Source organism: Achromobacter semiaridum, assembly GCF_053543755.1.
Window position 1 is genome coordinate 41,650 of record NZ_JBLVOL010000033.1, and the last position, 13,098, is coordinate 54,747.

Genomic DNA, 13,098 nt, shown 5'->3' on the forward strand with positions numbered 1-13,098 from the left:
CCCCGGAGCCAAGGGAAAAGAAATGGAAAACACCGCTACCGCCGTCAAGAACAAGATCGAGGTCAAGAACCTGAACTTCTACTACGGCAAGTTCCATGCGATCCGCAATGTGAACATGTCGATCCAGGAGAAGAAGGTCACCGCCTTCATCGGCCCGTCGGGCTGCGGCAAGTCGACGCTGTTGCGCACATTCAACCGCATGTTCGAGCTGTACCCCGGCCAGCGCGCCGAAGGCGAAATCATCCTGGACGGCGAGAACCTGCTGACGGCCAAGACGGATATCTCGCTGATCCGCGCCAAGGTCGGCATGGTGTTCCAGAAGCCCACGCCGTTTCCCATGAGCATCTACGACAACATCGCGTTCGGCGTGCGCCTGTTCGAGCGCCTGTCCAAGGGTGAAATGGACGAGCGCGTGGAATGGGCCCTGAGCAAGGCCGCGCTGTGGAACGAAGTGAAGGACAAGCTGCATCAAAGCGGCAACAGCCTGTCGGGCGGCCAGCAACAGCGCCTGTGCATCGCGCGCGGCGTGGCGATCAAGCCCGAAGTGCTGCTGCTGGACGAGCCCTGCTCGGCGCTGGACCCGATTTCCACCGCCAAGATCGAAGAGCTGATCGCCGAACTGAAGAACGACTACACGGTCGTGATCGTGACGCACAACATGCAGCAGGCGGCGCGCTGCTCGGACTACACGGCCTACATGTACCTGGGCGAACTCATGGAATTCGGCCAGACCGACCAGATCTTCGTGAAGCCCTCGCGCAAGGAAACCGAGGACTACATTACCGGCCGCTTCGGCTGATGGATATTGCGGGGCGGGCGCTGTCGTAACGGCCGCTGCCCCATGCGCGGATAAAAAACCGGCGCGCCTTCATGGCGCGCCGATTTCTATTTGGGCGAATCGTTGTGGCGAAATCGGCAGGGCCACGCGGCCCGGCCACGCCCGGACGCGCTGGATTCTGGTATAGTTGCCACCCTTCGGGGCGTAGCGCAGCCTGGTAGCGCATCTGCTTTGGGAGCAGAGGGTCGTGAGTTCGAATCCCACCGCCCCGACCAAAAAAATCAAGGGCTTACGCTTTTACGGCGTAAGCCCTTGTGCTTTTGTGGCGCGCTATTCGCTGATGTGATTGAACTGCACCGATTCCGGGGCAATGCCGCCTTGTTTCAGACGGCTGTCGACCTGTTGTTCTTCGGTGCTGGCGCTGCCGCCCTCGGGCAGTTCCAGCCAGTTCGCCAATTCACGCTTGGCTTGCAGTGTCTCTGAGATACCGCCGTTGACAAGGGCGACGCCGTCGTCACCGTCGAGTTTGCGATAGCTGATCTGCGTTTTCATTGTTTTCTCCTGACGTGAAGCATCCAAGGACCGTCCGTGCTTGTAGGGCGGCGCGGGGGCTGCTCAGCAAGTCCCGTTCCAAACCGGCCCTTACCAGCGCCCCGCGGCGCCACGGGGACGGATGGAAACGCGCGGATCGCTTCTCGGCCCATCCCTACGCCGGCTTGAACACCATCAGCCAGAATATCCCCAGGAACGCACCCAGCGCCGGAAACCCCAGCACGAACCACGCGCGAAAGTAGCGCATGAATCTGGGCGACAGCGGTTCGCCGGCTTCCGCGGACGCAACTGCGCTGTCGCGCATCAGCATTTGCAGCTTCACTACCGGAAGCCAACACGCGATGGCCACCGCGTACAGCATCAAGGACGCGGACAGCCAGGGCGTGTTCAAAGGCAACTGCATCAGGTGGGCCAGATACCAGCCGGTCAGCGGTTGGATGACGGCGGTGGTGGCGGTGAACAGCCAGTCGGCCACGACCACGACGCGCGCCACCGAGGCCACCACCTTGACGTCGCGGCGCAGCACCACGCACAGCAGGTAGAACGCTGACCCGATGCCCGTGCCGAACAGCAGGGTTGAAGACAGGATGTGCAGCAGCTTGAACCATAGGTATTCCATCACGGCCTCCTTCGCGCTTGGCTGCCGCATAGCGCTTGGCTGTCGCACAGATACAGCAGGGCCAGCACCGCCAGCATCGGCAGGTTCTTCGAGATAGGGCCGAAGGGATGCAGCCATTGTTCGGGCAATTGCACGGTGATGATGGCGGTATAGCCCAGTATCAAGGCCATCTGCGCCAGCCACACCCAGCGCTTGCGACCGCCCAGGTTCAACAACGTCAACACGCCCAGCACCAGGTCCAGGCCCGCCGCGCCCGCCAGCATGATCGGGGCCAGGGCGCCGGGCACGCCGGCGTCGGCAAGCAGCGCCAGGCTGTCCCGGATGGGATACAAGCCCATGGACACTGCCGCCGTCCATAGCCAGACGACCGCGATGCACAGCCGTATCACGGGCAGCATCGTGCGCAGGATGCCGTCGGCGCGCAGCGGCGCTTGTTCATGCGGTGCAACGAACGCTGCTGGGCCGATGGGGCAGCGGCCCAGCAGCGTGGCGAAGGCGATCGGGTTGCCGGTGTTGCCGCGATTCAACATGGCCAGGCTGTCCGGGTCGAACAATGAGCCGGGTATCCAGCTGCTGATCCGGGCCACGGCGGACGCCAGACGGGACGGCACCGGAATGATCCACTGCCGTCCCGCCACGCCCAGGCCGCTGCGCAGCATCGTTAGGTAGGTGCGCACCGTGACCGGTTCGGGGCCGCAGAACGCCACGGTGACCGCACCGGACGGCGGTTGCGCCAGCATGGCGCGCACGCCGGCAACCACGTCATTGATGTGCACGGGTTGAACCCGCTGCCAGCCGCCCGCGGGCAAGGCGATGACAGGCAATACGGCAAGCTGGTTGAACAGCGCGGCGCTGGTGCCGCCCACGCCATAGACCAGCGACGGCTGCACGATATAAGCGGGGGCGCCGGCCGCGCGCAACGCGTCGTCCGCTGCGCGCTTGCTGATATGAAAGCCCGATGCGGCATCGGCATCCGCCCCCAAGGCTGAAAACTGGATGACTTGCGCGTTGTATTGCCGGGCCGCCGCGAACAGCGCCTTGGCCGCCTTATCATGCACGTCGGCAAAGCTGGCCGGGCCCGCTTCCCGAAAAATCCCCACGGTATTGATGACGGCATCCACGCCGGACAGCAGCGGCGCCCAGTCTTCCGCCCGCGTCAGCCGCGAAAAGTCCGCGGGCACGTATCTTGCTCGCGGCACGTTCAGATCGCGGGGGCGTGGCGTACGCACCAGGCATACCAGCTGATGGTCGTCTTCACGCAGGGCGTCCACCAGCCGGCTGCCGATGAATCCATGCGCACCGGTCAGCAGAATTTTCATTCCTGTTCCTTTTTGTCGCGGCGCCAGATCGGTTATGGCGTTCAGCAAACCGCATACCCGGCGGCGTCAGGGCCACGCGCCCCGGCGCTGCCACCTCACCAACCAGGGGATCACCATGCATGAATGGCGGCAAGCTTTTGTAGAAGGCGTACGCAGCGGCAGCGCGGCCAGCGCGTTGTCCACGTTGGCATTGATTGCGCTGGCCAAGCACCAGACAGGCCACGCCGCCGCCGCGACCAACGCCACCAGCCAGTGGCTATGGGGCGAGCGCGCGCTGCATCAGGATGACCCTAGTTGGAAGCACACGGCAACCGGCTTGTTGATCCACCACGCGGCGTCTATCTTCTGGGCCACGCTGCATGCGCGGGCCAGCGCTCGGGCACAGCAGACCCGCTGGGGCAAACGGCCGTGGATGGAAGGGGCGTTGGTGGCCGCGACATCATGTTTTGCCGATTACCAATTAACGCCGAAGCGCTTGCAGCCTGGCTTCGAACAACGCTTGACGCGCGGTGCGTTGCTGCTGGTGTATATCGCTTTTGGGGTGGGCATTGCGTTGGCGACGGGTGGCGCATCGCAAGCCAGGCGGGACGATGCACGAGGCAGGGGCCGTCGTGGCGATCGGCCATCACGCATACATGATTGATGCGATTGACGCGATTGACGCGATGGATGCGGCGATAGCGCACACCGAAGCCACGCATCAAAAAAACGCCCCGGGGTCCGATGACGCCCCCACGCGTCGGACCCCGGGGTGTCGGCGGCCTGAGCCGCTTGCTTGGCCTTACTTTGCCTTACCCGCCTGCGCGGCTTCCGCGTTGGTTTGCTGAAGCGCCAGCATGCTGAGCTTTTCGTCGGTGGCCTTTTCCTCGGCCAACGTTTCCTTCAACAGGGTCAACGCCTCGGTCAGGCCCAACTGTTTGGCGAACGTGCACAACGTGCCATAGCCGGCAATTTCGTAGTGCTCGACCTTCTGCGCGGCAGCAATCAACGCCGCATCGCGCACCGGCCCTTTTTCCACGTCTTCGATCACGTCGCGGCCTTCTTCCACCAAGCCTTCCATCGCCGCGCATTTAATGCGCTTGAGACGGAAGTCGGCGGATTCGATGATCTTGTCGATGCGTTCGACCTGGCCGCGTGTTTCTTCCAGATGCTGCGTGAACGCTTCGGCAAGCGCGGGGTCGGAAGCGGCGCGGGCCATCTTCGGCAACGCCCGCGTCAGTTGCTTCTCGGCGCTGTAGATGTCCGACAGTTCATGCACGAATAGATCCTGCAAGGTCTTCTGGGTCATTGTCTGCTCCCGTGTGTTGATGGGTGTGATGGGTGTGATGGGTGTGTAGGTGGCCATGATTGGCGCAGCGCCATTCAGCAAACGCCATGCCTGGCGCGCCGTGCTATTTCGCTTGGCCCTGGCCCTTAATGGCCGATTGCAACGCGCGCGCGTCTTGCAGGTGGCGTTTCAGCGTGGGTAGCGTATCGGCGGCAAAGCGCTTCAGGTCGGCATCGTTGGACGCTTTGGCGGCCTTGTCGAAGAGTTCGACGGCGTCCTCGTGCGCGGCCACGCCGATCTCGTCGCTGTACGCCTCGTCAAAGCCGTCGCTGCGCAGGTCCAGCGCCTTGAGCTTGGCGCTTTGTACCAGCGAGGGTTCCTTTGGCGTCTCGAAGCCTTTCTGTTTTGCCAGGGCTTGCAATTGCTGCCCCACCCGGGTGTGGTCATCGACCATCTTTTGTGCGAACTGTTTGACCTTTGCGTTCCGCGATTTCTTCAACGCCAGTTTGCTGCCGTCCACTTCCAGATAACCGGATTCCGCCGCCCGGGTCAGGAAGCCGCGGTCTTCGCTATTGAGCTGGGTGATGGACGCGGCGGAATCGGCCGGGTCAGGCTTGGGCGGAGTTTGCGCGGTTTGGGCCGGGGCCACGCCATGGGCGGCCAACATGATCGCGGCGCAAAGCCCTGCGACATAGACGTGCTTGGTCATGCGTGTCTCCTGAATGACGCCCGCCGGCACGATGCCGCCGCCGGGACAGGGCAACTTAGCAATCGGCATGCCCATGCGCGGCGCCGGCAGCGCCGGGAAAACGCGGTGCAAAGGCACGAAAGTTGCTGCCCCCCACCGCGCGATTCGCAACGCTGCGGTTGCATCTCTAAGGGGACACACATGAAAGCACTTTGCTGGCACGGAAAGCACGACATCCGGTACGACACCGTTCCGGATCCCATCCTGGAACATCCCGGCGACGCCATCATCAAGGTCAGTGCCTGCGCCATCTGCGGATCGGACTTGCACCTGTTCGACGGCTTCATGCCGCAGATGAAATCCGGCGATGTGATGGGGCACGAATTCATGGGCGAGGTCGTCGAAGTCGGTAGCGAGACCAAGCGTCTGAAAGTGGGGGACCGCGTGGTGATCCCCTTCACCATCACCTGCGGCCAGTGCGACCAATGCCGGCGGGGCAATTTTTCGGTTTGCGAACGCACCAACCGCAACGCCGATGATGCCGCCAAGATGTTCGGTCACACCACGGCCGGGCTGTTCGGCTACACGCACCTGACCGGCGGCTACGCGGGCGGGCAGGCGGAATTCGTCCGCGTACCATGGGCCGACACCACGCATATTCCGGTACCGCCCGAGCTCACCGATGACCAGGTCCTGTTCCTGGGCGACATCCTGCCAACGGGGTGGCAGGCGGCAATGCAATGCGAGATCGAACCCACGGATACCGTCGCGGTGTGGGGCGCGGGTCCGGTGGGCCAGATGGCGGTGCGCAGCGCCGTGCTGCTCAATGCCCGCCAGGTGATCTGCATCGACGATGTGCCCGAGCGGCTGAAGATGGCCAGCGACGGCGGCGCCATTCCGATCAACTTCGAGCAGGAAAGCGTGGTGGAACGGCTGAACGCGCTGACGCAGGGCAAGGGGCCGGACAAGTGCATCGACGCGGTGGGCATGGAATCTCACTCCGCCAGCACCATGGGCGGCATGTACGACCGCGTCAAGCAAGCGGTGGGCGCCGAAACGGACCGGCCGCACGTGTTGCGTGAAATGATTTACGTATGCCGGCCTGGGGGCGTGCTGTCCGTGCCCGGCGTATACGGCGGCATGATCGACAAGATTCCGTTTGGCGCGTCGATGAACAAGGGGCTGACCTGGCGCATGGGCCAGACGCACGTGCAACGCTGGACGGATGATTTGCTGGACATGATCGTCAAAGGCCGCATCGATCCATCGTTCGTCATCACGCACCACGAACATCTGCAAGCGGGGCCGGACATGTACAAGACCTTCCGGGACAAACTGGACGGCTGCATCAAAGTGGTGTTGAAGCCGTAATCGTTGCGACCACGCGCACTGCTGCCGCCGCCTAGCCGCCCAACGGCAGCAGTTGCATGCCGGTGCGTCGCACGAATTCGTCGTAGCTGATGGGCGCGCCTTCCCTTGCGCTGGCGGCGTTTGCCTGCCAATGCACCCAAGAGCGTCCCGTGGTGGCGTCGTACACCACTTTATAGACGTGGCTGGGCACGGCCACGCCGGCACCGATTGTCGCCGGTTTGCCGCTGTAATAGGGTCCGGTATAGACGTAGACGTCGCCCGCCGCCCGCATGACGTATTTGCGCGTGTCCTGTTCGATGCGGCTCCACGAGCCCGCGTTCTGGGTCTGATCTTGCGGCACCATGTTCGCCAGCGAAAAGCTCTGCGCCATGGTTTCCTTGGAATACATGTCGCCGGCCGGCGCCATGTGGCCGCGCGAATAGCCCGACCCCTTGTAGTCATCCAGGGCGGCGCGTTCGGCGCTGGGCAGCCGCGCCTCTGTATAGAACTTGTCGGTGCGCTGCATGCCCTGCGCCTGCGCGAGCAGCTTGCGGTTCAGGCGTTCCACTACGAACACGGGGGTTTTGGTTTGACCGTTATGCAAGACGGCAAAGCCGGAAAAGCACAATTCGCGCAGTCCCGTGCCGGACGGCACGACGGGCATCTGGCCTTTCGGGAAAAATTGCGGACAGTCGGCAAACCGCGTGTGGGTCCGCGCGCCTGAAGGAATCACGGCCGGGGCAATTTTCTCCTGCGCCGGCCAACCCAGGTGCGCCAGGATGGCGTCGGGCGTCAGTTGCGCGGGCCATTGCGGTTTCAGGACATAGGTGGCGGCGCCGAAGCTGGCCAACGACGACACCAGCAGCGCACGGATGAACCGGTAGGCCCGGCCGGCGGATGTTGTATTGCCCCGGGCGGTGGGGCGTTTCTTTCTTGCTGCTGGTTTCTTCGCGCGCGTCATGCTACCTGTGTGTTGCGGGCCGGCCCTTGATGCGGCCGGCGTCAACGAATTGTAGATGACTGCGGCCAGCCGCAAGTCGGCGCGTTTACAGCACCAGTTTCAAGCCGATGGCCAGCATGGCGACGCCCACGCAGGCATCCAGAACGCGCCAGGCGCGGGGGCTGGCGAACAGCGGTCGAAGCAGGCGCGCGCCATAACCCAGCGTGAAGAAAAAGGCGAACGAGGCCGACATGGCGCCCAGCGCGAACGCGACCTTCTGCCCTTCGTACTGGCTGGAAATCGACCCCAGCAGCACCACGGTATCCAGATAGACATGCGGGTTCAGCCAGGTGAACGCCAGGCAGGCGGCCAGCGTGGCGCCAAGCCCGGCCGTCTGCGTGGCCGAGGGTGCCAGGCTGTCGTGCTGTGTGCGCCACGCGGACCGCAGGCTGCGCAGCGCGTAGACGAACAGGAACAGCGCGCCGCCATAGCGCATGGCCGGCTCCAGCCAGGGCAGCGTGTCCACGGCCAGCCCGAAGCCGGCAACACCCGACGCAATCAGGATGGCGTCGGACACGGCGCAGGCAAGGCACACGGCAAACACGTATTCCTGGCGCAGGCCCTGTCGCAGGACGAAAGCGTTTTGCGCACCGATGGCAACGATCAGGCCCAGGCTGAGCAGGAATCCAGGAATAAACGCGGTCGTCATTGCATACCCCATGAAAAGGGCGACAGACTAGCTGTTGGAATGGGATTAGAAAAACTAATTAATCTAAACCGAGTTCAGTTTCGCTTAAGGCGATGCGGGACAGGGGGCGCGTGCACGAAGGCGAACGCAAGCGCACGCACGTACAAGTTGCGCCGTGCCGTTTCGCGCCGGTTTCACGTGCTGTCATGTCCCGCCGCCACCAGGTGGTCCAGCAGCAGGCGGGCCGCCGCCGATAGCGCCAGCGCGTCGCGCAGGCAGATCGCGAAGCGGCGATGGCTCCAGGGGTCCAGCAGCGGCAGCACGCGCAGGCCGTGGGCCAGCGCATATGGCGTGGCGACTTCGATGGGCGCGACGCTGATGGCCAGGCCGGCCAGCACCACGCGAAACGCCGAATCGAAATTGCTGACGGTGACGCGGTGGCGCAAGGTCTTGCCGCTTTGGCCGGCCGCCGTCTGCAACATGCGCAAGACCGCGCCGGCGGCGGGCATGTTGACGTGTTCGAAGTCCAGGGCTTCGTCGAACCATACGGCTTCGCGCTGCGCCAGCGGGTGCCCCGGCGCGGTCACGACGGCCAGGCGGTCGCCCCGGTAAGGCCGGGTTTGCAGTCCATGAAAGTCCGCCGCATCCCAGCAGATGCCCAGGCTGGCAATGCCGCCCTTGACCTCGCGCACGACCTCCTGGCTGACGCGTTCTTCCATGTCGACCCGGATGTTGCGATGGGGCGCCATTTGCAGAAACGCCGCGATGTCTTCGGCCAGGGATTCCGCCAGCACGGACGCCGTTGCCAGGATGCGGACCTGGCCCTTGACGCCGCTGGCGTAGGCCGACATGTCGCGTTCGATGCGGTCCGAGCTGGCCAATATGGCGCGCGCGTGTTCCAGCAGCGTCTCGCCGGCCTCGGTGGGTTCGACGCCACGGCGTTTGCGCGTCAGCAGCTTGGCGCCCACCGTGTCTTCCAGCTGCGCCAAACGCTTGCTGATGGCCGATCCGACGAGGCTGGCGCGCTCGCCGGCGCGCGCGATATTGCCGGTTTCGCACACCGAGATGAACAGACGCAAGGTGGTGATGTCCAGGTCGCGCATGGCGGGGCGCCTTGATATGAAGTTCCGATTCGGAATATTAAACGTTCCGAAATACCGCTGGTGCGCGTATAGAGAATATCTAAACTGGCTTTGTCTTCAAATATCCGTCTGAATTTGCCGCCATGCCGACTGCCTCGCCTGCTGTGATTCCCCCCACCGCCATCGTGCGCGAAGTGGGGCTGCGCGATGGGCTGCAAAGCCTGCCCGTGGTGCTGCCGACCCCCACCAAATGCGCATGGATCGACGCCGCCTACGCCGCCGGACAACGCGAGATCGAGGTCGGATCTTTTGTGCCCGCCCGCCTCTTGCCGCAGTTAGCGGACACGGACGCGCTGGTGGCCCACGCGAAAAGGTTGCCCGGTCTGTCGGTGTCCGTTCTGGTGCCCAATGTGAAAGGCGCCGAACGCGCGCTGGATAGCGGCGCCGACCTGATGCTGGTGCCCCTGTCGGCCAGCCACGCGCACAGCGTGGCCAACCTGCGCAAGACGCCCGACGAGGTCGTCGCGATGGTCGCCCAGATACGCGCCGCGCGCGACGCGGCGGGCTCGTCGATGTTGATCGAAGGCGGCGTCGGCACGGCCTTTGGCTGCACCTTGCAGGGCCGGGTGTCGCCGCAAGAAGTGTTGCGCTTGATGCAGGCGCTGCTGGACGCGGGCGCGGACCGCGTCAGCCTGGCCGATACCGTGGGCTATGCGCACCCTGCGGCGGTGCAGCGGCTGTTCACCGACGCGCGCGGCATTGCCGGCGAGCGCCTGTGCTGCGCGCACTTTCACGACACGCGCGGGCTTGGCCTGGCCAATGTGCTTGCCGCGTTGCAGACCGGAGTGTCGCGCTTTGACGCTTGCCTGGGCGGCATCGGCGGGTGCCCGCATGCGCCCGGCGCCAGCGGCAACGTCAGTACCGAAGATCTGGTGTTCATGCTGGAAAGCATGGGCATCGCCACCGGCGTGGATATCGATCGCCTGCTGGCGCTGCGCGCCGCGGTGGACGAATGGCTGCCCGGGCAGCCCTTGCACGGGGCGCTGTGGCGCGCCGGCTTGCCCAAGACCTTCCAAGCGGCATCGCAGCCGCTTGCACGGTCCGACATCCAGCGTCCCCACGGCGCGCGCCTGTAAGCGTCCGCGCACTTCACACGAGCTTTGTCATGTCACAACCACATCAAGAACCTTCCTTGCCGCACACGTCGCGCGCGTTGCCGCTTGCCGGCCTGCGCGTGGTCGAATTCACCCACATGGTGATGGGCCCGACCTGCGGCATGGTGCTGGCCGACCTGGGCGCGGAAGTGATCAAGGTCGAACCGGTACAAGGGGATCGGACGCGGCATCTGCTGGGCGTGGGCGCGGGGTTTTTTCCCATGTTCAACCGCAACAAGAAGAGCATTGCGCTGGACATCCAAAGCGCCGCCGGCGCCGAAGCCGCGCGCAAGCTGGCCGCCGGGGCCGACGTCGTGGCCGAAAATTTCCGCCCGGGCACCATGGCCAGGTACGGGCTGGATTACGCGTCGCTGGCACGTGACAACCCCCGGTTGATCTACGTCAGCCACAAGGGTTTCCTGCCCGGGCCATACGCCATGCGCACCGCGTTGGATGAAGTTGTGCAGATGATGGGCGGCTTGGCCTATATGACCGGGCGGCCCGGTGACCCGGTGCGCGCCGGCTCCAGCGTGAACGACATCATGGGAGGCATGTTCGGCGCCATCGGCGCGATGGCCGCCCTGATCCAGCGGGGCATCACGGGACGCGGCCAGGAAGTGCAATCGGCGCTGTTCGAGAACAATGTCTTCCTGGTGGGACAGCACATGCTGCAATACGCGATCACCGGACAGCCGTCCGCACCGATGCCCGAACGCGTATCCGCCTGGGCGCTGTACGACGTCTTCACCGTGAAGGACGGCGAGCAGATCTTCCTGGCGGCCGTCAGCGATGCGCAGTGGATCACGTTCTGCGATGCCTTCGGCTTTGATGATCTGAAGCGCGACCCTGCCATGGCGACCAACAACGACCGTGTGCGCCTGCGCCCCACTTTGCTGGCGGACTTGCGCGCGCGTCTGGCGGGCTACAGCGCGGCCGAGCTGGCCGCCGTGTTCGAACGCATCGGCCTGCCGTTCGCGCCCATCGTCAAACCCGAGCAGCTTTACGACGACCCCCACTTGCGCGCGACGGGCGGGCTGGCCGACATCCGGCTGCCCGATGGCGAGCGCGCCGGCCAGATGGCGGGCGCCGCGCTATTCCCCTTGATGATGGACGGCCATCGGCTTGGGGTACGACAGCATCCGCCCACTTTGGGCGCGGACACCGACGCATTGCTGGCGGACCTGGGGTATGACGCGACGCAGATCGCGGCGCTGCGGGAGCAGGGTGCGGTGGCCTGATGCACGGCAATAAAAAACAACCAGGAGACAGACATGAACGATCAACGCGCGGGGTGGAGCCGCCGACAACTATTGGGCGCGCTGGGCGCCGCGATGCTGGCCGTGCCGGGCCTGGGGCGCGCACAGCCGGACCGGCCCGTGAAGTTCATTCTGCCCGTGGGCGTGGGATCCGGCGTGGATACGATCACGCGGTCGGCCGGCCCGGCGTTGTCGTCGGAGCTGGGCCATACGGTCGTGGTGGAAAACCAGCCTGGCGCGGGCGGCATCGTGGGCACGTCGGCGCTGGTGCGGTCGGCGCCCGACGGCTACACGCTAAGCATGGTGTCGAACAATCACGTGATTTTTCCCAGCGTCTATAAGTCCTTGCCGTTCGACCCGCTGGCGGACATTACCCCGATCAGCATGGTGGGCATGACACCGTTCCTCTTGGTGGCCAATCCGAAAAACATCGCGGCCAATAATCTGAAGGAGCTGACGGCCCTGCTGTCGCGGGAACCGGGCCGCTACAACTACGCGTCGTCGGGCAATGGCACGATCCTGCATCTGGCGGCGGAAATGTACGTGCAGCAGGCGGGCGTCAAGGCGCGCCATATTCCGTACAAGGGCGTGGGGCCCATGATGGCGGACCTGATCGGTGGGCAGGTGGACTTCGGCGTGTTGTCGCTGCCGTCGGTATTGCCGCAGATCAAAAGCGGTGCGCTCAAGGCGCTGGCGGCCTGTGGCGGCGAACGGATGGAGGCATTGCCGGATCTGGCCACGGCGCGCGAGCAGGGTTTGGCCCACTACGAAATCGGCGGCTGGTTCGCGGCGGCGGGGCCGGCGAAGTTGCCGGCGGCCGATGTGCGGCGTATCTACGATGCGTTGGGACGGGCATTCAATGCGCCCGAGGTCAAGCACGCCATGGCCGCCCAGAACAACAAGATCCTGCTGATGCCCCCCGAGCAGACGGCGGCGTACTTCCGCTCTGAAATGGCCAAGTACGCGGTCATCGTGCGGGGGGCGGGGCTTGAGCTGATGTAGCGCCCGAAGCTGGGGTGTCAGCCGGCCTTCTGGTCGGCGGCCCGCAGCAGGCCGTAGAGCTTGTCCTTGAGCTGTAGTTTTTCTTTTTTCAGCACTTCAATGTTGACGCCCGAGGTTGGCACGACGCCGTCCTCCATATTTTGAATCTCCTGGTCCAGGTCGTTGTGGCGCTGGAACAGGGCCGAGAAATGCGCATTCTCGGATTTCATCTGCGTAATGAGTTGGCGATATTCAGGGAACATTGGGGCCTCTCTCTTGGGAACCCGTTGACGGGAACCGGCGACGCACCTAACGCGGCGCGCGTCGGCTCGCCCATGACACGCCAACCCCCACGCCTTGTCAACCGGCGCGCCCGTGCCGGCGCTCGTCAAAATTGACGGGGCGCAAGATGGCCCCGCGCGGC

General features: G+C 64.5%; 15 protein-coding genes and 1 tRNA gene. 7 read left to right on the forward strand and 9 right to left on the reverse strand.

Translation table 11 applies throughout. From position 1 onward, the window contains the following. Positions 1-22 precede the first annotated feature (22 nt). Both pstB and ACNPP0_RS10555 read left to right on the forward strand, forming a co-directional pair. Complete coding sequence (gene pstB / locus ACNPP0_RS10550; RefSeq protein WP_006221056.1) at positions 23-799, forward strand: phosphate ABC transporter ATP-binding protein PstB; 777 nt, start codon at positions 23-25, stop codon at positions 797-799. A 177-nt stretch (positions 800-976) separates the two neighbouring features. Next, a tRNA-Pro gene (locus tag ACNPP0_RS10555) sits at positions 977-1,053 on the forward strand. A 55-nt stretch (positions 1,054-1,108) separates the two neighbouring features. On the opposite strand, the gene ACNPP0_RS10560 is transcribed toward ACNPP0_RS10555, so the two are convergent. The 3 genes from ACNPP0_RS10560 to ACNPP0_RS10570 all read right to left on the reverse strand — a co-directional run bounded on the left by ACNPP0_RS10560 (position 1,109) and on the right by ACNPP0_RS10570 (position 3,268). Continuing rightward, positions 1,109-1,330 carry a hypothetical protein gene (locus ACNPP0_RS10560; RefSeq protein WP_332613266.1) on the reverse strand — a complete coding sequence of 74 codons (222 nt, stop codon included), beginning with the start codon at positions 1,328-1,330 and terminating at the stop codon, positions 1,109-1,111. Between the two features lie 154 nt (positions 1,331-1,484). After that, positions 1,485-1,949, reverse strand: a complete 465-nt coding sequence (locus ACNPP0_RS10565; RefSeq protein ID WP_448705833.1) for a DUF2269 family protein — start codon at positions 1,947-1,949, stop codon at positions 1,485-1,487. Then, entirely contained in the window at positions 1,949-3,268 is a 1,320-nt protein-coding gene (locus ACNPP0_RS10570; RefSeq protein ID WP_448705834.1) for an SDR family oxidoreductase, read from the reverse strand. Before ACNPP0_RS10570 ends, ACNPP0_RS10565 begins: the two co-directional genes overlap by 1 nt. A 115-nt stretch (positions 3,269-3,383) precedes the next feature. On the opposite strand from ACNPP0_RS10570, the gene ACNPP0_RS10575 reads away from it, so the two are divergent. Further along, a complete protein-coding gene (locus tag ACNPP0_RS10575; protein WP_332613269.1) occupies positions 3,384-3,911 on the forward strand; it encodes a hypothetical protein in 528 nt (175 codons plus the stop codon). A 138-nt stretch (positions 3,912-4,049) separates the two neighbouring features. Here ACNPP0_RS10575 and ACNPP0_RS10580 read toward each other — a convergent pair whose 3' ends face one another. Together ACNPP0_RS10580 and ACNPP0_RS10585 are read right to left on the reverse strand one after the other, a co-directional pair. Further along, the gene (locus ACNPP0_RS10580; protein WP_046806222.1) at positions 4,050-4,556 is read right to left on the reverse strand and encodes a YciE/YciF ferroxidase family protein; all 507 of its coding nucleotides are present in this window, start codon (positions 4,554-4,556) and stop codon (positions 4,050-4,052) included. A gap of 103 nt (positions 4,557-4,659) precedes the next feature. Then, complete coding sequence (locus ACNPP0_RS10585) at positions 4,660-5,244, reverse strand: DUF4142 domain-containing protein (protein ID WP_332613270.1); 585 nt, start codon at positions 5,242-5,244, stop codon at positions 4,660-4,662. A gap of 180 nt (positions 5,245-5,424) precedes the next feature. Between ACNPP0_RS10585 and ACNPP0_RS10590 the strand changes: the two genes are divergently transcribed. Continuing rightward, a complete protein-coding gene (locus ACNPP0_RS10590) occupies positions 5,425-6,594 on the forward strand; it encodes a zinc-dependent alcohol dehydrogenase (protein ID WP_448705835.1) in 1,170 nt (389 codons plus the stop codon). Positions 6,595-6,625: 31 nt separating this feature from the next. Here the strand turns inward: ACNPP0_RS10590 and ACNPP0_RS10595 are convergent, their stop codons facing one another. From ACNPP0_RS10595 to ACNPP0_RS10605, 3 genes are all read right to left on the reverse strand, one after another. Continuing rightward, positions 6,626-7,534, reverse strand: a complete 909-nt coding sequence (locus ACNPP0_RS10595; protein ID WP_448705836.1) for a DNA/RNA non-specific endonuclease — start codon at positions 7,532-7,534, stop codon at positions 6,626-6,628. 85 nt (positions 7,535-7,619) lie between these two features. After that, the gene (locus ACNPP0_RS10600; protein ID WP_332613273.1) at positions 7,620-8,222 is read right to left on the reverse strand and encodes a LysE/ArgO family amino acid transporter; all 603 of its coding nucleotides are present in this window, start codon (positions 8,220-8,222) and stop codon (positions 7,620-7,622) included. A gap of 173 nt (positions 8,223-8,395) precedes the next feature. Then, entirely contained in the window at positions 8,396-9,304 is a 909-nt protein-coding gene (locus ACNPP0_RS10605) for a LysR family transcriptional regulator (protein WP_448705837.1), read from the reverse strand. Positions 9,305-9,426: 122 nt separating this feature from the next. Here ACNPP0_RS10605 and ACNPP0_RS10610 point away from each other — a divergent pair, with 122 nt between their 5' ends. From ACNPP0_RS10610 to ACNPP0_RS10620, 3 genes are read left to right on the forward strand one after another with little or no spacing between them, the layout of a single operon-like run. Beyond that, on the forward strand, positions 9,427-10,419 hold the full coding sequence (locus ACNPP0_RS10610) for a hydroxymethylglutaryl-CoA lyase (protein WP_448705838.1): 993 nt from the start codon (positions 9,427-9,429) through the stop codon (positions 10,417-10,419). Positions 10,420-10,448: 29 nt separating this feature from the next. Then, positions 10,449-11,675 (forward strand): CaiB/BaiF CoA transferase family protein, encoded by a 1,227-nt coding sequence (locus tag ACNPP0_RS10615; protein ID WP_332613276.1) that lies wholly within the window; start codon positions 10,449-10,451, stop codon positions 11,673-11,675. A gap of 33 nt (positions 11,676-11,708) precedes the next feature. Then, positions 11,709-12,695 (forward strand): Bug family tripartite tricarboxylate transporter substrate binding protein, encoded by a 987-nt coding sequence (locus tag ACNPP0_RS10620; RefSeq protein ID WP_448705839.1) that lies wholly within the window; start codon positions 11,709-11,711, stop codon positions 12,693-12,695. Positions 12,696-12,712: 17 nt separating this feature from the next. On the opposite strand, the gene ACNPP0_RS10625 is transcribed toward ACNPP0_RS10620, so the two are convergent. Next, positions 12,713-12,937 carry an HP1242/YdcH family protein gene (locus tag ACNPP0_RS10625; protein WP_120156598.1) on the reverse strand — a complete coding sequence of 75 codons (225 nt, stop codon included), beginning with the start codon at positions 12,935-12,937 and terminating at the stop codon, positions 12,713-12,715. Between the last annotated feature and the right edge of the window lie 161 nt (positions 12,938-13,098).

Bases quoted from the DNA above. Each gene is read 5' to 3' on its own strand.
- ACNPP0_RS10560 (WP_332613266.1), bottom strand. From the start codon at position 1,330: ATGAAAACGCAGATCAGCTATCGCAAACTCGACGGTGACGACGGCGTC.
- ACNPP0_RS10605 (WP_448705837.1), bottom strand. From the start codon at position 9,304: ATGCGCGACCTGGACATCACCACCTTGCGTCTGTTCATCTCGGTGTGC.
- ACNPP0_RS10585 (WP_332613270.1), bottom strand. From the start codon at position 5,244: ATGACCAAGCACGTCTATGTCGCAGGGCTTTGCGCCGCGATCATGTTG.
- ACNPP0_RS10595 (WP_448705836.1), bottom strand. From the start codon at position 7,534: ATGACGCGCGCGAAGAAACCAGCAGCAAGAAAGAAACGCCCCACCGCC.
- ACNPP0_RS10575 (WP_332613269.1), top strand. From the start codon at position 3,384: ATGCATGAATGGCGGCAAGCTTTTGTAGAAGGCGTACGCAGCGGCAGC.
- ACNPP0_RS10615 (WP_332613276.1), top strand. From the start codon at position 10,449: ATGTCACAACCACATCAAGAACCTTCCTTGCCGCACACGTCGCGCGCG.
- ACNPP0_RS10570 (WP_448705834.1), bottom strand. From the start codon at position 3,268: ATGAAAATTCTGCTGACCGGTGCGCATGGATTCATCGGCAGCCGGCTG.
- ACNPP0_RS10620 (WP_448705839.1), top strand. From the start codon at position 11,709: ATGAACGATCAACGCGCGGGGTGGAGCCGCCGACAACTATTGGGCGCG.
- ACNPP0_RS10580 (WP_046806222.1), bottom strand. From the start codon at position 4,556: ATGACCCAGAAGACCTTGCAGGATCTATTCGTGCATGAACTGTCGGAC.
- ACNPP0_RS10590 (WP_448705835.1), top strand. From the start codon at position 5,425: ATGAAAGCACTTTGCTGGCACGGAAAGCACGACATCCGGTACGACACC.
- ACNPP0_RS10625 (WP_120156598.1), bottom strand. From the start codon at position 12,937: ATGTTCCCTGAATATCGCCAACTCATTACGCAGATGAAATCCGAGAAT.
- ACNPP0_RS10600 (WP_332613273.1), bottom strand. From the start codon at position 8,222: ATGACGACCGCGTTTATTCCTGGATTCCTGCTCAGCCTGGGCCTGATC.
- pstB (WP_006221056.1), top strand. From the start codon at position 23: ATGGAAAACACCGCTACCGCCGTCAAGAACAAGATCGAGGTCAAGAAC.
- ACNPP0_RS10565 (WP_448705833.1), bottom strand. From the start codon at position 1,949: ATGGAATACCTATGGTTCAAGCTGCTGCACATCCTGTCTTCAACCCTG.
- ACNPP0_RS10610 (WP_448705838.1), top strand. From the start codon at position 9,427: ATGCCGACTGCCTCGCCTGCTGTGATTCCCCCCACCGCCATCGTGCGC.